The sequence below is a fragment of the Streptomyces sp. MAI_2237 genome, from assembly GCF_054189285.1.
Genome location: NZ_JAJPGQ010000002.1, coordinates 491,780 through 508,186 on the forward strand (window position 1 = coordinate 491,780; position 16,407 = coordinate 508,186).

The window sequence follows — 16,407 nt, forward strand, 5'->3', positions numbered from 1 at the left end:
CTCACACGCACCCCGCGCCGTAGCTGAGGGCAGCGTTCCTCGCGGGAAACAGACGTGATGCGGTCGGGTAACACCGGCACCGCAGGCTCCTGGACATGACCTCGAATACGCGTGTGGTGGTGATCGGCGCCGGGCTCGCGGGCGTCCGGCTCGCCCGGCGGCTCGGTGAGCTCGGCACGCCCGTGACGCTGATCGGCGAGGAGGAGCATCGCCCGTACAACCGGGTGCTGCTCGCCGAGGTGCTGGCCGGGCGCTACAGCCCGGACGTCATCGCGCTGCCCGCGCCCGCGGAGCTGATCCGCGGCCGGGTCACGGGCATCGACCGCGAGGTGCGAGCCGTACACCTCGCGGACGGCTCGGAGATCGCATACGACACCCTGGTCCTGGCCACCGGCTCCAACCCGGTGCTGCCGCCGCTGCGCGGTCTGTTCACGCCTGATCACGTGCTGCCCGAGGGCGTGCACGCGTTCCGCACGATGGACGACTGCCTGGGCCTGTCGAAGGCCGTACGGCCCGGCGTGCGGGCGGTCGTCATCGGCGGCGGGCTCCTCGGGGTGTCCGCGGCCCGCGCGCTCGCTTTGCGCGGCGCGCAGGTCGTCCTCGCCCAGCAGTCCGAGCGGCTGATGGAGCGCCAGCTCGACCCGGCCGCCTCGAAACTGGTCCGCCGGCACCTGACCGACCTCGGCGTCGAGGTCCACACCGAGTGCCGGGTGCGGGACGTGCGCTGCGTCGGCGGTGCGGTCCGCTCGGTCGAGATGCACGACGGGTACGCGCTCGACGCCGACCTCGTCGTCCTGGCCTGCGGGGTGCACCCGCGCGTCGGCCTCGCGCAGACCGCCGGGCTGGAGGTCCGCAAGGGCGTCCTCGTCGACGACGAACTGCGCACCTCGGACCAGAGCGTCCGGGCGATCGGCGACTGCGCCCAGCACGACGGGACGGTGTACGGGCTCGCCACCCCGGCGCTCGAACAGGCCGAGGTGCTGGCCGAGTTGCTCGCAGGCCGCGCCGACGCCCGCTACACCGGCACCCGTTCACTCACCCGGCTGACGCTGGCCGGTGAGGGCTTCTTCGACCTCGCCGCGTTCGGCGAGACGGAGCCGCGTCCCGGGGACGACGTCGTCCAGCTCACGGACGCCACCCGCGGCACCTACCGCAAGGTCGTCGTCCGCGACGACCGCCTGGTCGGCGGGGTCCTCGTCGGCGAACTCGGCACCGTCGGCGCGCTCGCCCGCGCCTGGGAGGGAGCAGAGCCGCTCCCCGACGACGGCCCCCTGCTCCACCTGCTCACCAATGATGGAGGCTCCTGATGACCGCCGCCCTGGAGGCCACCCCCACGATCGTGCTCGTCGGCCACGGCATGGTCGGCCAGCGCTTCCTCGAAGCGCTCGCCGCCCGCGGCCTGACCGCCACGCACCGCGTGGTCGTGCTGTGCGAGGAGCCGCGTCCCGCCTACGACCGCGTCGCCCTCACCTCGTACTTCTCGGGCCGGACACCCGAGGAACTCTCCATGACCGACCTGGAGTTCATCGCCGACCACGGCATCGAGCTGCACGTCGGCGACCCGGCCGAGACCGTCGACCGCGAGGCGCGGAAGGTCACCGCCCGGTCCGGCAAGGTCTTCGCGTACGACACCCTCGTGCTGGCCACCGGCTCCTACCCGTTCGTGCCGCCGGTGCCGAACAAGGACGCCGAGGGCTGCTTCGTCTACCGCACGATCGAGGACCTGCTCGCCATCGAGGAGTACGCGAGGTCGAAGGCCACGACCGGCGCGGTGGTCGGCGGTGGCCTGCTGGGACTGGAGGCGGCCGGCGCCCTGAAGGGCCTCGGACTGACCTCCCACATCGTGGAGTTCGCGCCGCGGCTGATGCCCGTCCAGGTCGACGACGGCGGCGGCGCGGCCCTGCTGCGCACCATCGAGGAGATGGGCCTGAGCGTCCACACGGGCGTCGGCACGCAGGAGATCGTGGTCGGTGAGGACGGCGCGGTCACCGGCATGAAGCTGTCCGACGGTTCCGAACTCGCCACGGACATGGTGGTGTTCAGCGCCGGTGTCCGCCCCCGCGACCAGCTGGCCCGCGACTGCGGCCTGACCGTCGGCGAGCGCGGCGGCATCGCCGTCGACGCCCAGTGCCGTACCGTCTCCGACCCGCGCGTCTTCGCGATCGGCGAGTGCGCGCTGGCCTGCGACGGCCGGGTGTACGGCCTGGTCGCCCCCGGCTACGAGCAGGCCGAGACGGCCGCCGCGACGATCGCCGAGGACGAGGCGTCCTTCACCGGCGCCGACCTGTCGACGAAGCTGAAGCTGCTCGGCGTCGACGTGGCCTCCTTCGGCGACGCCCACGGCGCCACCGCCGACTGCCTGGACGTCGTCTACTCCGACTCCCGCGCCGGCCTGTACAAGAAGCTGGTCATCGGCCGCGACGGCACGCTGCTCGGCGGCATCCTGGTCGGCGACGCGGAGGCGTACGGCACGCTGAAGGCGTTCACCGGTTCCGTCCCGCCGGTCAGCCCCGAGTCGCTGGTGCTGCCCGCCGGCGCCGGCGAGTCCGTGCAGCTCGGCCCGACCGCGCTGCCGGACGACGCGATCATCTGCTCCTGCAACAACGTCACCAAGGGCACGATCCGCGGCGCGGTCACCGAGCACCGGTGCACCACCGTGCCCGAGGTGAAGAAGTGCACCAAGGCCGGTACGACGTGCGGCAGTTGCGTCAAGGTGCTGGGCCAGCTCGTCGACGCCGAGCTGGAGGCGTCGGGCGTCGAGGTCGACAAGGGCCTGTGCGGCTGCTTCTCCCAGACCCGCGAGGAGCTGTACGAGATCGTCCTCGCCCTGCGCATCAACACCCACCAGGACCTGCTCGACCGCTACGGCCGCGACGGCGCCCGGGGCGGCGAGGGCTGCGAGGTCTGCAAGCCGGCCGTCGGCTCGATCATCGCCTCCCTCGCCCCGACGATCGGCGCCAGCACCTACGTCCTGGACGGCGAGCAGGCGGCCCTGCAGGACTCCAACGACCACTTCCTGGCCAACCTGCAGAAGAACGGCTCGTACTCGGTCGTGCCGCGCATCCCCGGCGGTGAGATCACCCCCGAGGGCCTCATCGTGATCGGCGAGATCGCCCGCGACTTCGGCCTCTACACGAAGATCACCGGTGGCCAGCGGATCGACATGTTCGGCGCCCGTGTCGAACAACTCCCCTTGATCTGGATGCGGTTGGTGGACGCCGGCTTCGAGTCCGGCCACGCCTACGGCAAGGCGCTGCGCACCGTGAAGTCCTGCGTGGGCTCCACGTGGTGCCGCTACGGCGTCCAGGACTCCGTCCGTATGGCGATCGACCTGGAGCTGCGCTACCGGGGGCTGCGCTCCCCGCACAAGCTCAAGTCCGCGGTGTCGGGCTGCGCCCGCGAGTGCGCGGAGGCCCAGTCGAAGGACTTCGGCGTCATCGCCACCGCGGGTGGCTGGAACCTGTACGTCGGCGGCAACGGCGGCGCCACCCCGCGCCACGCGGACCTGCTCGCCCAGGACCTCTCCGACGCCGAACTGATCCGTCTCATCGACCGGTTCCTGATGTTCTACATCCGCACCGCCGACCGCCTGGAGCGCACCTCGACCTGGCTGGAGCGCATCCCCGGCGGCCTGGACCACGTCCGTGACGTGGTGGTGGAGGACTCCCTCGGCATCTGCGAGGAGCTGGAGTCCCTGATGGCGGCGCACGTGGCGAACTACGCCGACGAGTGGGCCACCACCATCAACGACCCCGAGAAGCTGGCCCGGTTCGTGTCCTTCGTGAACGCGCCGGACACCCCGGACCCGGTCGTCGGCTTCGTCCCCGAGCGCGACCAGATCAAGCCCGACCTGCCGCTGCTGTCCATCGGCATGCGCCCCGCCGACAGCCTCCTGGAAGGAAGCGCCCAGCGATGACCCTGGCACCCGAGACCACCGACCTGAAGATCCAACTGCAGCTGGAGGAGGGCTGGCTGACGGTCTGTGACCTGACCCAGCTGGTCCCCGGCCGGGGTGTGGCCGCGCTGCTGCCCGACGGCCGCCAGGCGGCCCTGTTCCGTGACCGCAACGGCGAGCTGTACGCCGTGGACAACCGCGACCCCTTCGGCGGCGCGGCCGTCCTCTCCCGCGGCCTGACCGGCACCCACCGGGGCCGCCCGTTCGTCGCCTCGCCCCTGCTGAAGCAGCGGTTCGACCTGGTGAGCGGACAGTGCCTGGACGACGAGTCGGTGCGGATCGCCACGTACGAGGTGCGGGCGGCGTAGCTCCACACCTCGCTTTCTTGACCGATCGTTCTGCTTTTCACTAGGCTGCGTTCCGTGGCCAGGACCAAGGAGTTCGATCCTGAGGCCGCGCTGCAGGCGGCGCTGGAGCTGTTCTGGCAGCGCGGCTACGAGGCGACGTCGATGTCCGACCTGGTGGACCACCTCGACATCGGCCGCGCCAGCATCTACGCGACCTTCGGCAGCAAGCACGAGCTGTACCTGAAGGCGCTGGACCGCTACGACCGGGCGGGCCTCCCGCCGATCATGCGGGAGCTGTCCCGGCCGGGTCCGGCCCTGCCCGCCGTACGGGCCGTCGTACGGCGTTACGCCGCCGAGGCCGCCGACGACCGGCTGCGCCGCAGCGGTTGCCTGGTCACCAACACGGCGGCCGAACTCGCCCCGCACGACCCGGCCGCCGCCCGGCGGGTCGAGCGCAACTGGGACCAGCTGGAGACCGTGCTGCACTCGGCCCTGCTGCGGGCCCAGGCCCAGGGCGAACTGCCCGCCGGCCGCGACCCGCTCGCCCTGGCCCGCACCCTGCTGGTGCTGATGCAGGGGTTGCGGGTGGTCGGCAAGGCGTCCGGCGACCCGGCCCGGGTACGGGACGCGGCGGAGCAGGCGCTGGCGCTGCTGGACTGAACCGCCCCTACTCACCGAGGGGCGTTTTTCTCGCTCTCATATTGAACCGATCGGTCAAGAAAAGGGGAGATCATGACCAGAGGCCGTTTCGCGGGGAGGACCGCTCTCGTCACGGGCGGGGGGTCGGGCATCGGCCGGGCCGTCGCGCTCGCGTTCGCCGCGGAGGGCGCGCACGTGGTCGTGGCCGGCCGGCGCCAAGAACCGCTCGACGAGACGGTCGCCCTGATCGAGGGGTCGGGCGGCAAGGCGCTCGCCGTGCGGGCCGACGTCTCCCACGACGCGGAGGCGGCCGCCGCGGTCCGGGCCGCCGTAGAGACCTTCGGCTCCCTGGACGTGGCCGTCAACAACGCGGGCGTCTTCCGGGGCGGCGCTTCCCTGGCCGACCTGTCCGAGGAGGACTGGCAGACACAGCTCGACGTCAACGTCACGGGTGTGTTCCTGGCGCTGCGGGCGCAGGTGCGGCAGATGCGCGGGCAGCCCTCGGGCGGCGCGATCGTCAACGTCTCCTCCACCTTCGGGGTCCACACCAGCCCCGCCGGCGCCGCCGCCTACTCCGCCACCAAGGCCGCGGTGACGGCACTGAGCCGGGGCGCGGCCCGGGACCACATCGGCGACGGCGTCCGCATCAACGTCGTCAGCCCCGGCGCCACCGACACCCCCATGTCGCTGCGGCCCGGCGAGACGGAGTCCGACCGCGCCCGACGGGCCGCGACCACACTGCCGTTGGGCCGCATCTCGGCGACCGGGGAGATCGCGGCCGCCGTCCTGTACCTGGCCTCCGACGACGCGGCCTCGGTGGTGGGCACGGACCTGGTGGTGGACAGCGGCGGCTCCCTCTGAGCGGTCGGCGTTTCACGCCTTCAACGCGTCGTACGACACCCCGGTCAGCCGCTCCGAGGCATCCCAAAGCAGCGCTCCGGCCTGGTCGTTGAGGGTCCAAGAAGCCCGCCACGACGGGGCCGGCGCCCCGCGCCACATCATGAACGACGGTCCCGTGAACGAGTCCGGACGCACACCGGGTGCCGTCGCCGCGTACAGGACGGGCAGGGCGCCGGCGTCCGCCGACTGGGCGAGGACGCGGTTGCCGAGCTCGACCAGCCGGCCGGCCAGCCGGCGCCCCTCCATGCGGGGGCCTTGGGTCTGCAGGTTGGTCGAGGCGTATCCGGGGTGCGCGGCGGCGGCCACCACGTCCGAGCCGTGGGCGGTCAGCCGCCGCGCCAGCTCGTGCGTGAAGAGCAGGTTGGCGGTCTTGGAGCGGCCGTAGGCGACCCAACGGCGGTAGCGGCGCTCGCTGTTGAGGTCGTGGATGTCGATGTTGGCCACCGCGTGCATCTCGCTGGAGACCGTCACCACCCGGGCGCCGGAGGTGGCGAGCAGGGTGGGCAGCAGCAGGCCGGTCAGGGCGAAGTGCCCGAGGTGGTTGACCCCGAACTGCGTCTCGAAGCCGTCCGCCGTCGTCCCGTACGGCAGCGCCATCACCCCGGCGTTGTTGACGAGCAGGTCGAGGTGCTCGTACGGGAAGCGGTCCGCGAAGTCCCGCACCGAGCCCAGGTCTCCGAGGTCGAGCCGCGCGCACTCGGCGACGGCGTCCGGGACCTCGGCGACGATCCGGTCCACGGCCGCGTTCCCCCGCACCTCACTGCGGCACGCGAGCACGACCCGCGCCCCCTTGCGGGCGAGCTCCCGCGCGGCGACGAACCCGATGCCGCTGTTGGCACCGGTGACCACGGCGATCCGCCCGGTCAGTTCGGGAATGTCGTCGACGCTCCAGCCGGGCATGGCGGAACTCCCTTCACCGTGGGCGAGCGATTCGTGTCCGCGCCCCAGCCTAGGAGACCCGACCGCCACGGGCCGGAAGGGACGGCACCTCCGTCCACGGAATTCGGCCGACCAGCCGTGACCCGCGGCGATGTCTGACGTCGATGAGAGGGTGTCCGGCGTGGAGACACCAGTCGCCCCCGACAGCGGGGATGAGGAACACGCCGTCATCGCGCACCTACGGCTCACTGGTGACGGCTTCGGCGATGCCGACCAGCGCGAGCTGGTCTACCAGGCCGCGCGAACGATGGCGACGGCTGCCGAGAAGGCGGGCGTCGGCGAGGTCGACGGTAACGAGTTCGGAGGAGGCGAAGCTGTCGTGTACGCCTACGGGCCGGACGCGGACGCACTCTTCGAGGTCCTGGAACCGACGCTGCGCGGCCTGCCGCTCCGGCCGGCTCACGTGATGCTGAGACGGGGCGACACCGAGTCCCGCGTGGACCTGTGAGTCCGACCGCGTGGCGGCCATGCCCTCTCAATCCACGTCCTCCTCCGGCCCCACATGCCGCAACGTCGTGCGGAACTCGCCCGTGCTCACGAGATGGTCGATGACACGGACCATGGCGGGGATGCCCGGATCACGGACGATCAGGCCGTCCCAGACCCAGAAGTAGCTGCCGCCCAGACACTCGTCCGTGTCACGCCAACGATCCATGTTCCGCCGCACCACATCCAGGGTGTACACGGTGCCGGACCAGCGGTCGCCGTCGTCGAGGGTCACCCACATGTCGACGTCGTCCACCTCCGTCAGGTCCTCCCCCGCGCCGGGCACGAAGCAGATCTCGTACCCTTCGCGCCGCACCCGATAGAACGGCCCGTCCCACACGCCCGCCTCCCCCTCCTGCACCGAGCCGAGGATTGGTGCACGCACCCCCCCTGCCCTCGACGATGCCGCCCCAGCGGATGCCGGGGCGGCGATTGATTTCCCCTTCTCGGCGGAAGTGCCGGGCAATCAGCCCTTCTTGAAGGTCGCGTCACTGCTCCAGAATGCCTGGGAGGTCGCATGGTTGAGGTCAACCGTTACGCCAGTGATGCGGCCGTCGAGGTTGAAGGTGCCCGAGTACTCGCCGAGGGGTCCCTTCTCGTCTCCGGCCGGGTTCCAGTCGACAGTGAATATGAAACTGTCTCCCTGAACCCTGCCCCTGCCTGTCCCCGCCATCCCCGCAGCGCTGGCGCTCCCGGTCAACGAGGTGCCGTTCTGCTGGATGTTGAAGGTCGTCTTGAAGCCGTTGCTCTGATGGAGGCTCCACTCTCCGTGGACGTCGAACTCAGGCATCAGCTGCTCCTTTCGCCGACATGGGCTCCTATCAGCCAGAGGGTCACTCTTGCGCTCTGATACACCTTTTCGAACCTAGACGCACTGATGCGCTTTTTGAGTAATTGATCGACTGTTCCAGCAGCATCGCAAAGCGTTCATCCTGGATGGAGCCGGAGCCTCTGCCGTGGCGGCGGGTGAGAGGCGGCTTGAAGTCGCGCCGACCATGCCGAAGAGGCGGCACCTCCGCACAAGGTGCCGCCTCTCTTGGTGGTCCGGAGCCGCCGCCCATCGGTGTTGAGGGTCGGGGACGGGCGGCGGCTCCGGGGCTGGGGTGGGTCAGCGGTGGTCGCTGCCCTCCGACTGGACGGCCGCACGACCGGCCTCCAGGCGCGCCACCGGGATCCGGAACGGCGAGCAGGAGACGTAGTCGAGACCGACCTCGTGGAAGAAGTGGACCGACTCCGGGTCGCCGCCGTGCTCGCCGCAGACGCCGAGCTTGAGGTCGGGACGGGTCTCGCGGCCCGCCTTCGCGGCCAGGCTGACCAGGGAGCCGACGCCGTCCTTGTCGATGGTCTCGAAGGGGCTGACGCCGAAGATGCCCTTCTCCAGGTAGGCGGTGAAGAACGAGGCCTCGACGTCGTCCCGGCTGAAGCCCCACACCGTCTGCGTGAGGTCGTTCGTGCCGAAGGAGAAGAACTCCGCCGCCTCCGCGATCTGACCCGCCGTCAGCGCGGCGCGCGGCAGCTCGATCATCGTGCCGATGGCGAGCTTGAGCTGCGTGCCGGTGGCGGCCTCGACCTCGGCGACGACCTGGTCGGCCTCGTCGCGGACGATCTCCAGCTCCTGGACGGTGCCGACGAGCGGGATCATGATCTCGGCGCGCGGGTCGCCCTTGGCGGCCTTGCGCTCGGCCGCCGCCTCGGCGATGGCGCGGACCTGCATGGTGAACAGGCCGGGGATGACCAGACCGAGGCGTACGCCGCGCAGGCCCAGCATCGGATTCTGCTCGTGCAGGCGGTGCACCGCCTGCAGCAGGCGCAGGTCGTTCTCGTGCGACTCCTGCCGGGACTCGGCGAGCGCGACGCGCACCGACAGCTCGGTGATGTCGGGCAGGAACTCGTGCAGCGGCGGGTCGAGGAGCCGGATGGTGACGGGCAGTCCGTCCATCGCTTTGAACAGCTCCACGAAGTCCGCCTTCTGCAGCGGGAGCAGCTCCTTCAGGGACTCCTCGCGCTCGGCCTCCGTGTCGGCCAGGATCAGCCGCTCGACCAGCTCGCGCCGGTCGCCGAGGAACATGTGCTCGGTACGGCACAGGCCGATGCCCTGGGCGCCGAAGCGGCGGGCGCGCAGCGCGTCCTCGGCGTTGTCGGCGTTGGCGCGTACCCGCAGGCGGCGCATCCGGTCGGCGTACCCGATGATCCGGTGCACGGCCTCGACCAGTTCGTCGGCGTCGTCGGCGCCGGCGTGCATACGGCCCTCGAAGTACTCCACGACCGGCGACGGCACGACCGGCACCTCGCCGAGGTACACCTTGCCGCTGGAGCCGTCGATGGAGATGACGTCGCCCTCTTCGACGACGTGGCCGCCGGGGACGGTCATCCGGCGCCTCTTGGTGTCGACCTCCAGCTCCTCGGCGCCGCAGACACAGGTCTTGCCCATGCCGCGGGCGACGACGGCCGCGTGGGAGGTCTTGCCGCCGCGGCTGGTCAGGATGCCCTCGGCGGCGATCATGCCGTCGAGGTCGTCGGGGTTGGTCTCCCGGCGCACGAGGATGACCTTCTCGCCCGAACGGGACCACTTCACCGCGGTGTACGAGTCGAAGACGGCCTTGCCGACGGCGGCGCCCGGCGAGGCGGCGATGCCCCGGCCGACCTGCGCGACCTTCGCGTCCTCGTCGAAGCGCGGGAACATCAGCTGGGCCAGCTGGGCGCCCGTGACCCGCTGCAGCGCCTCGGCCTCGTCGATGAGCCCCTGGTCCACCAGCTGGGTGGCGATGCGGAAGGCGGCACCGGCGGTCCGCTTGCCGACGCGGGTCTGCAGCATCCACAGCTGGCCGCGCTCGATGGTGAACTCGATGTCGCAGAGATCCTTGTAGTGGTTCTCCAAGGTCTCCATGATCTGCATGAGCTGGTCGTACGACTTCTTGTCGATCGACTCCAGCTCCGCCAGCGGCACGGTGTTACGGATGCCGGCGACGACGTCCTCGCCCTGGGCGTTCTGCAGGTAGTCGCCGTAGACGCCCTGGTGGCCGCTGGCGGGGTCGCGGGTGAAGGCGACGCCGGTGCCCGAGTCGGGGCCGAGGTTGCCGAAGACCATGGAGCAGACGTTGACGGCCGTGCCGAGGTCGTGCGGGATGCGCTCCTGGCGGCGGTAGAGCTTGGCGCGGTCGCCGTTCCAGGAGTCGAAGACCGCCTTGATGGCGAGGTCCATCTGCTCGCGCGGGTCCTGCGGGAAGTCCCGGCCGGCCTCCTTCTTGACGATCTTCTTGAAGGCGGTGACCAGCTTCTTGAGGTCGGCGGCCTCGAGGTCGGTGTCGACCGTGACGTTCTTGGCCTCCTTGGCCTTCTCCAGCGCCTCCTCGAAGAGGTCGCCGTCGACGCCGAGGACGGTCTTGCCGAACATCTGGATGAGGCGGCGGTAGGAGTCCCAGGCGAACCGCTCGTCGCCGGCCCTGGTCGGCGAGACCCTTCACGGACTTGTCGGAGAGTCCGATGTTCAGGACGGTGTCCATCATGCCGGGCATCGAGAACTTCGCACCGGAGCGGACGGAGACCAGCAGGGGATTGTCGGGCTGGCCGAGCTTCTTGCCCATGCGCTGCTCCAGCGCGTCGAGGTGCGCACTCACCTCGTCACGCAGTGCCGCCGGTTCCTCGCCGCTGTCGAGGTAGACCTTGCAGGCTTCCGTCGTGATGGTGAAGCCGGGGGGAACGGGGAGTCCCAGATTGGTCATCTCGGCGAGGTTCGCACCCTTGCCACCGAGGAGGTCCTTGAGATCCTTGTTTCCCTCGGTGAAGTCGTAAACGAGCTTCGCTCCATGAGGTTCTTTGTTTTCCGACACGGGTCTCGACTCCCTCGAAGACGCGGTGGCTGCCCTGACGGCCAGGAACATACCCAGATCGAAGGCGTCTGGGTACGTCTACTCGTGCGTCATGTGCCCGTAACCAGCGCTCCGCCAGAGGATTGAAAGTCAAAGCTCGGCAAGCAACCAGCCGCTTATGTTTTCACTTCTTGAACGCAACCACGCCCACAGGTGCGGTTTTGCGCTCAGATGAGCAGCACTCACGCGCACCTGTTTTCGCTCGATGAACGATCAAACGGTGGCACCCAGTGCCACTCCTTGGAGAAGTGCAGTCGCCCAAGATCCGCTCATCTGAGCGCAACCCTTATCAAGGGTGGCGAGAATCACGCTGCCACAGCGGCCCGGATTTCACCATGCGGACGCGCCCTGGACCTGCGGCGGAACGAAAAAGCCCGACGTCACACGCCCATCGCCGACAGCCGCTCCTCGACGCGCTCCGGCGCGTACAGGTACTCCACCACCAGTGCTCCGGCCCCCACCAGGCCAGCCCGCTCGCCGAGCCGCGAGGTGACGACGTCCAGATGAGCGGTGGAGCGGGGCAGCGCCCGCTGGTACAGCAGCTCCCGCACCCCCGTGAGGAAGGGGGTTCCGGCCAGATCCCCGGCGATCATCAGCACCCCGGGATTCAGCAGCGTCACGACGGTCGCCAGGACGTCCCCCACCCGCCGCCCGGCCTCCCGCGCCAGCCCGACGGCCTCGGGGTGCCCGGCCGCCAGCAGCTCCCGCACGTCCGAGCCGGAGGCCGCCGGCACCCCCGCCTCCGCCAGCCGCCGCGCCACGGCGCCGCCACTGGCGACAGCGGCGAGACACCCGTAGGACCCGCACCTGCACAGCGCCTCCACGCCCACCCGGATGTGCCCGATGTCCCCCGCGCCCCCGTCGATGCCGCGGAAGACGGAACCGCCGACCACGACCCCCGCCCCGATGCCGGTCGACACCTTCACCAGCACGAACGCCGAGCAGTCGGGGTATCCGGTGCGCTGCTCGCCGTACGCCATGAGGTTCGCGTCGTTGTCGACGAGCACGGGGATCGCCCCGGTGCCCGTGCGCTCGCCGAAGGCTCTGCTCAGGCGCCCTCTTATGTCGTAGCCGTCCCAGCCCGGCATCATCGGCGGCTGCACGACCCGACCGGTCTCGCTGTCGACGGGCCCGGGCACGGCGAGCCCGATCCCGCAGGCCGACTCCGCCGGCCGTCCGGCCTTCTGCAGCAACTCGGCGAACCAGCCGCCCAGTTCGCCCAGTACGGCGTCCGGGCCGTCCTCGATCAGCAGGACGCCGGAGCGTTCCGCGAGGATCTCGCCGGTCAGCGTCAGGACGGCGGCGCGCGCGTGCCGGGTGTCGAGGTCGGCGGCGAGGACGACGGCGTGCTCGCCGTCGAACTCCAGTGTGATGGAAGGGCGTCCGCCGAGCGGGGAGTCCACCGGACCGCCGGCGCCCTCGCGCAGCCAGCCCGCGCGGAAGAGGCGGTCGAGGCGCTGACCGACGGTGGCGCGGGACAGGCCGGTGACCTGCTGGAGCGCTCCACGCGTGGTCGCGCGTCCGCTTCGCACCAGTTCGAGCAGATCGCCGGCGCGTGCCTGTCCACGTCCCGTCATGCGCACCCCCTTGTGCTTCTCAACTCTGCATTACATATTGAGTTTTGCGTGTTAAATAGACGTAACTCTACGATGGCTACGACCGAACCGGTCGCCCGCACCTCTTTCGGGGAGCCCCGAGTGGATCGCACCGCCCAACTGACCAGCCGCGCCACCAAGCACCCCACTGCATACGATCCACCCCTCACGGGGGATTCGCCGCACGCCAGGGCCGCCCGGGTGCTGGAGGAGAACTGGACGGGCTCCTCCACGGTCCCCTCGCGCAGCCTGTACCCGCACCAGTGGTCGTGGGACTCGGCGTTCATCGCGATCGGCCTGCGCCACCTGTCGCCGTTACGGGCGCAGACGGAGCTGGAGACGCTGCTGGCCGCCCAGTGGGGCGACGGCCGCATCCCGCACATCGTCTTCAACCCCTCCGTACCCCTCGACGCGTACTTCCCGAGCCCGGACTTCTGGCGCTCCTCGACCGCGGGGCGCGCTGCGGGCGCCCCGCGCACCGTACAGACCTCCGGCATCGTGCAGCCACCGGTGCACGCGCTCGCGGCCTGGCTGGTGCACTGCGCCGACCCCGGACTCTCCCGTGCGCGCGGCTTCCTGGCCCGCCTGTACCCGCGCCTGGCCGCCTGGCACCGCTATCTGCTGCACCGCCGGGACCTGGGCGGCGGCGGGCTCGCGTCCGTCGTCCACCCCTGGGAGCAGGGCATGGACAACAGCCCCTGCTGGGACGCCCCGCTCAGCAGGATCACCCCCGCCCCGGCCCGCTCCTTCCGCCGCGCCGACCTCGACCACGGCGCCCCCGAGGACCGGCCGACGGACCTCGACTACGGCCGCTACGTGCGGCTGGCGACGGACTACCGGGATCGCGGGTACGCCGACGGGGGCGGCGAGTTCGCCGTGGAGGACCCGGCGTTCAACGCGCTGCTGATCGCCTCCGAGCACGCGCTCGCCCGGATCGCCCGCGAACTGGGCGCGACGGGCACGGCCCGCCACGCGCGCGCGGAACGCCTGACGGCAGCGCTGGTGCGGCGCCTGTGGGACCCGACGAGGGAGATGTTCCTGTGCCGCGACCTGCGGTCCGCCGCAGGAGCCGGGGAGATCGGTGCTCTCGGTCCGGAGCGACGCTCCCGGAAGGGTGCTCCCGGCGGAGAGCACCACTCACAGAGCACCGCTCACACGCCAGAGCACCACTCACAGAGCACCGCTCACACGCCAGAGCACCACTCACAGAGCACCGCTCACACGCCAGAGCACCGCTCACACCCCGCCGGCACCCTCCTCCCCGAGCGCAGCGTCTCCGGCCTCGTCCCGCTGATCCTCCCCGGCCTCCCCCGCGACGTCGTCGCCCCGCTCCTGCGCACCCTGCGCGGAGCGCACTTCGGCCTCGGGGACAGCACCCGCCTGGTGCCCAGTTACGACCTCCTCGGCGAGGCCTTCGACCCGCACCGCTACTGGCGCGGCCCCGCCTGGTTCAACACCAACTGGCTGCTGGAAAGCGGGCTGCGCACCCACGGCGAGCCGGAAGCGGCCGACGCGCTGCGCGCGGCCGTCCTGGACATCGCCGACGCGTCCGGCTTCGCGGAGTACGTGGACCCGCACACCGGCGCGGCCTGCGGAGCGCTCGGCTTCGGCTGGACCGCCGCGCTCGCGCTTGATCTGCTCCACACGCGCCCCGGAGACGGCGTGTCCCCGACGGGCATCGACACGTTCGACGAAATGAGCGACGAGAACGCAAGGGGAGGGGACCGGGGATGAGCGACCGGCATCATCTGCTCGTGCACGGCGGAACGTTCGCGGCCGTGAGTGACGGCGGGGACATCAGCGGGGTCCGGGGAGCCGGCTCCCCGGACGGTCTGTTCGTGCGGGACGCCCGGCACTTGAGCCGCTGGCAACTGACGGTCGACGGCGCCGTGCCGGAGTCCCTCACGCCGGTCGCGGACGGAGACACGGCGCGCTGTGTCCTCGTCCCGCGCGGCGGACGCCAGGAGCCGCCCGCCTGCACGGTGTTCCGCGAACAGGCAGTCGGGGACGGCGCGTTCGTGGAATCCCTCAAGGTCACCAGCAACCGCCCGGCACCCACCACGGTCCGCCTCGCGATCACCGCGGACGCCGACTTCACCGATCAGTTCGAACTCCGCTCCGACCACCGCACCTACGCCAAGACCGGCGCCGTCCGCTCCCGCCAAGTCCTGGACGACGGAGTGGAGTTCGCCTACCGGCGCGGCGAATGGCGGTCCTGTACGACGGTGACGGCCGAGCCCGCTCCGGACGGCGTGGAGGAGACGGGCACGGGAGCCCGCCGCCTCGTATGGACCCTCGACCTCGCCCCGCACGGCACCGCGGAGCTGGTCCTTCGCGTGATGGCCCGCCCGCACGGAGACGAACGGACGCTGCGCGTGCCGGCCTCCCCCGCCGCGGCGACCGAACAACTCCTCGCTCTCGAAGGCGAGTTCGTGGAGGGCGTTGCCTTCCCGACCGGCTGGCCGGAGCTGGCGGCGGCGTGCGCGCGGGGCCTGGCGGACCTCGCCTCGCTCCAGCTGTCGGCGACGGGCCCGGACGGCGAGGAACTGCGCGTGCCGGCCGCCGGCGCCCCCTGGTTCCTGACCCTGCTGGGCCGGGACGCCCTGCTCACCTCCCTCTTCGCCCTCCCCTACCGCCCGCAGCTCGCCGCCGCGACCCTGCCCGCGCTGGCCGCCACCCAGGCCACCGAGACGGGCGTGGACTCGGTGGCCCAGCCGGGAAAGATCGTGCACGAGGTCCGCCACGGCGAACTGGCGCACTTCGGCCAGGTCCCGTACGGCCGCTACTACGGCTCGGTGGACGCCACGCCCCTCTTCCTCGTCCTCCTCGGCGCCTACGTCGAACAGACCGGCGACACCGCTCTCGCCCGCCGCCTGGAGCCCCACGCCCGCGCCGCGATCGGCTGGATGCTGGACCACGGGGGCCTCACCTCGCGCGGCTACCTGGTCTACCGCGCCGACCAGGGCGGCCTGGCCAACCAGAACTGGAAGGACTCCCCCGGCGCCATCTGCTCCGCCGACGGCACCCGGGCGAGCGGCGCGGTGATGGCGGCCGGGGCCCAGGGATACGCGTACGACGCGCTGCGCCGCACGGCGTGGATCGCGCGCACCGTGTGGGCGGACGAGACGTACGCGGCGCTGCTGGAGCAGGCGGCCGGCGACCTGCGGGACCGTTTCCAGCAGGACTTCTGGATGCCGGAGCGGTCCTTCCCCGCCCTGGCGCTGGACGGCGAGGGCCGGCAACTGGACGCGCTGGCGTCGGACGCCGGCCATCTCCTCTGGTCGGGGCTGCTGGACAAGGAGTACGGGGAGGCGGTGGGCCGGCGGCTGCTGGAGCCGGACTTCTTCTCCGGCTGGGGCGTACGCACCCTGGCATCCGGCCAGGCCGCCTACCACCCGCTTTCCTACCACCGGGGCTCGGTGTGGCCGCACGACAACGCGCTGATCACCCTGGGGCTGGCGCGGTACGGACTGCACGACGAGGCACGCACGGTCGCGCACGGCCTGGTGGACGCGGCGAACGCCACCGGCCACCGGCTGCCGGAGGTCATCGCCGGGTACGGCCGGGACGCGCACGCCGAGCCGGTGCCCTATCCGCACGCCTGCATCCGCGAGTCGCGCGCCGCGGCGGCGCCCCTGGCCCTGCTGACGGCGGTCGGCGGCGCCTGACGCCGGAGCCGTTGACCGGCCGTTTGCCGGGTGTTTGCCCGGTGCCGTGAACACCCGCGCGGGGCCCGC

At 71.4% G+C, this 16,407-nt stretch carries 12 protein-coding genes and 1 pseudogene; 8 read left to right on the forward strand and 5 right to left on the reverse strand.

All coding sequences use genetic code 11. The annotated features are described in order from the left end of the window. Window positions 1-95 precede the first annotated feature (95 nt). From LN251_RS07085 to LN251_RS07105, 5 genes are all read left to right on the forward strand, one after another. Window positions 96-1,307, forward strand: a complete 1,212-nt coding sequence (locus tag LN251_RS07085) for an NAD(P)/FAD-dependent oxidoreductase (RefSeq protein WP_458243629.1) — start codon at window positions 96-98, stop codon at window positions 1,305-1,307. Beyond that, entirely contained in the window at window positions 1,307-3,916 is a 2,610-nt protein-coding gene (gene nirB, locus LN251_RS07090) for a nitrite reductase large subunit NirB (RefSeq protein ID WP_458243630.1), read from the forward strand. The genes LN251_RS07085 and nirB overlap by 1 nt, the downstream gene beginning before the upstream one ends. Beyond that, entirely contained in the window at window positions 3,913-4,263 is a 351-nt protein-coding gene (gene nirD / locus LN251_RS07095) for a nitrite reductase small subunit NirD (protein WP_249834834.1), read from the forward strand. Before nirB ends, nirD begins: the two co-directional genes overlap by 4 nt. A 54-nt stretch (window positions 4,264-4,317) precedes the next feature. Beyond that, a complete protein-coding gene (locus tag LN251_RS07100; RefSeq protein ID WP_458243631.1) occupies window positions 4,318-4,902 on the forward strand; it encodes a TetR/AcrR family transcriptional regulator in 585 nt (194 codons plus the stop codon). Window positions 4,903-4,974: 72 nt separating this feature from the next. Then, on the forward strand, window positions 4,975-5,742 hold the full coding sequence (locus LN251_RS07105) for an SDR family NAD(P)-dependent oxidoreductase (protein WP_458243632.1): 768 nt from the start codon (window positions 4,975-4,977) through the stop codon (window positions 5,740-5,742). 12 nt (window positions 5,743-5,754) lie between these two features. Here LN251_RS07105 and LN251_RS07110 read toward each other — a convergent pair whose 3' ends face one another. Next, complete coding sequence (locus tag LN251_RS07110; protein ID WP_458243633.1) at window positions 5,755-6,681, reverse strand: oxidoreductase; 927 nt, start codon at window positions 6,679-6,681, stop codon at window positions 5,755-5,757. Between the two features lie 160 nt (window positions 6,682-6,841). On the opposite strand from LN251_RS07110, the gene LN251_RS07115 reads away from it, so the two are divergent. Beyond that, the gene (locus LN251_RS07115; protein WP_458243634.1) at window positions 6,842-7,168 is read left to right on the forward strand and encodes a hypothetical protein; all 327 of its coding nucleotides are present in this window, start codon (window positions 6,842-6,844) and stop codon (window positions 7,166-7,168) included. A gap of 27 nt (window positions 7,169-7,195) precedes the next feature. Here the strand turns inward: LN251_RS07115 and LN251_RS07120 are convergent, their stop codons facing one another. The 4 genes and pseudogenes from LN251_RS07120 to LN251_RS07135 all read right to left on the reverse strand — a co-directional run bounded on the left by LN251_RS07120 (window position 7,196) and on the right by LN251_RS07135 (window position 12,652). After that, complete coding sequence (locus LN251_RS07120; protein ID WP_458243635.1) at window positions 7,196-7,591, reverse strand: hypothetical protein; 396 nt, start codon at window positions 7,589-7,591, stop codon at window positions 7,196-7,198. An 81-nt stretch (window positions 7,592-7,672) separates the two neighbouring features. Continuing rightward, window positions 7,673-7,996, reverse strand: a complete 324-nt coding sequence (locus tag LN251_RS07125) for a hypothetical protein (protein WP_403952163.1) — start codon at window positions 7,994-7,996, stop codon at window positions 7,673-7,675. Between the two features lie 318 nt (window positions 7,997-8,314). Further along, window positions 8,315-11,036: pseudogene (ppdK, locus tag LN251_RS07130) on the reverse strand (pyruvate, phosphate dikinase). 419 nt (window positions 11,037-11,455) lie between these two features. After that, window positions 11,456-12,652, reverse strand: a complete 1,197-nt coding sequence (locus LN251_RS07135) for an ROK family protein (protein WP_458243636.1) — start codon at window positions 12,650-12,652, stop codon at window positions 11,456-11,458. Window positions 12,653-12,772: 120 nt separating this feature from the next. Here LN251_RS07135 and LN251_RS07140 point away from each other — a divergent pair, with 120 nt between their 5' ends. Both LN251_RS07140 and LN251_RS07145 read left to right on the forward strand, forming a co-directional pair. Further along, on the forward strand, window positions 12,773-14,404 hold the full coding sequence (locus LN251_RS07140; protein ID WP_458243637.1) for an MGH1-like glycoside hydrolase domain-containing protein: 1,632 nt from the start codon (window positions 12,773-12,775) through the stop codon (window positions 14,402-14,404). Continuing rightward, window positions 14,401-16,338 (forward strand): amylo-alpha-1,6-glucosidase, encoded by a 1,938-nt coding sequence (locus LN251_RS07145; protein ID WP_458243638.1) that lies wholly within the window; start codon window positions 14,401-14,403, stop codon window positions 16,336-16,338. The genes LN251_RS07140 and LN251_RS07145 overlap by 4 nt, the downstream gene beginning before the upstream one ends. The last annotated feature ends 69 nt before the right edge of the window (window positions 16,339-16,407 follow it).

Excerpts from the sequence above, each read along its gene's own strand:
- LN251_RS07085 (WP_458243629.1), top strand. The coding sequence starts at position 96 with ATGACCTCGAATACGCGTGTGGTGGTGATCGGCGCCGGGCTCGCGGGC.
- nirB (WP_458243630.1), top strand. The coding sequence starts at position 1,307 with ATGACCGCCGCCCTGGAGGCCACCCCCACGATCGTGCTCGTCGGCCAC.
- nirD (WP_249834834.1), top strand. The coding sequence starts at position 3,913 with ATGACCCTGGCACCCGAGACCACCGACCTGAAGATCCAACTGCAGCTG.
- LN251_RS07105 (WP_458243632.1), top strand. The coding sequence starts at position 4,975 with ATGACCAGAGGCCGTTTCGCGGGGAGGACCGCTCTCGTCACGGGCGGG.
- LN251_RS07110 (WP_458243633.1), bottom strand. The coding sequence starts at position 6,681 with ATGCCCGGCTGGAGCGTCGACGACATTCCCGAACTGACCGGGCGGATC.
- LN251_RS07125 (WP_403952163.1), bottom strand. The coding sequence starts at position 7,996 with ATGCCTGAGTTCGACGTCCACGGAGAGTGGAGCCTCCATCAGAGCAAC.
- LN251_RS07135 (WP_458243636.1), bottom strand. The coding sequence starts at position 12,652 with ATGACGGGACGTGGACAGGCACGCGCCGGCGATCTGCTCGAACTGGTG.
- LN251_RS07145 (WP_458243638.1), top strand. The coding sequence starts at position 14,401 with ATGAGCGACCGGCATCATCTGCTCGTGCACGGCGGAACGTTCGCGGCC.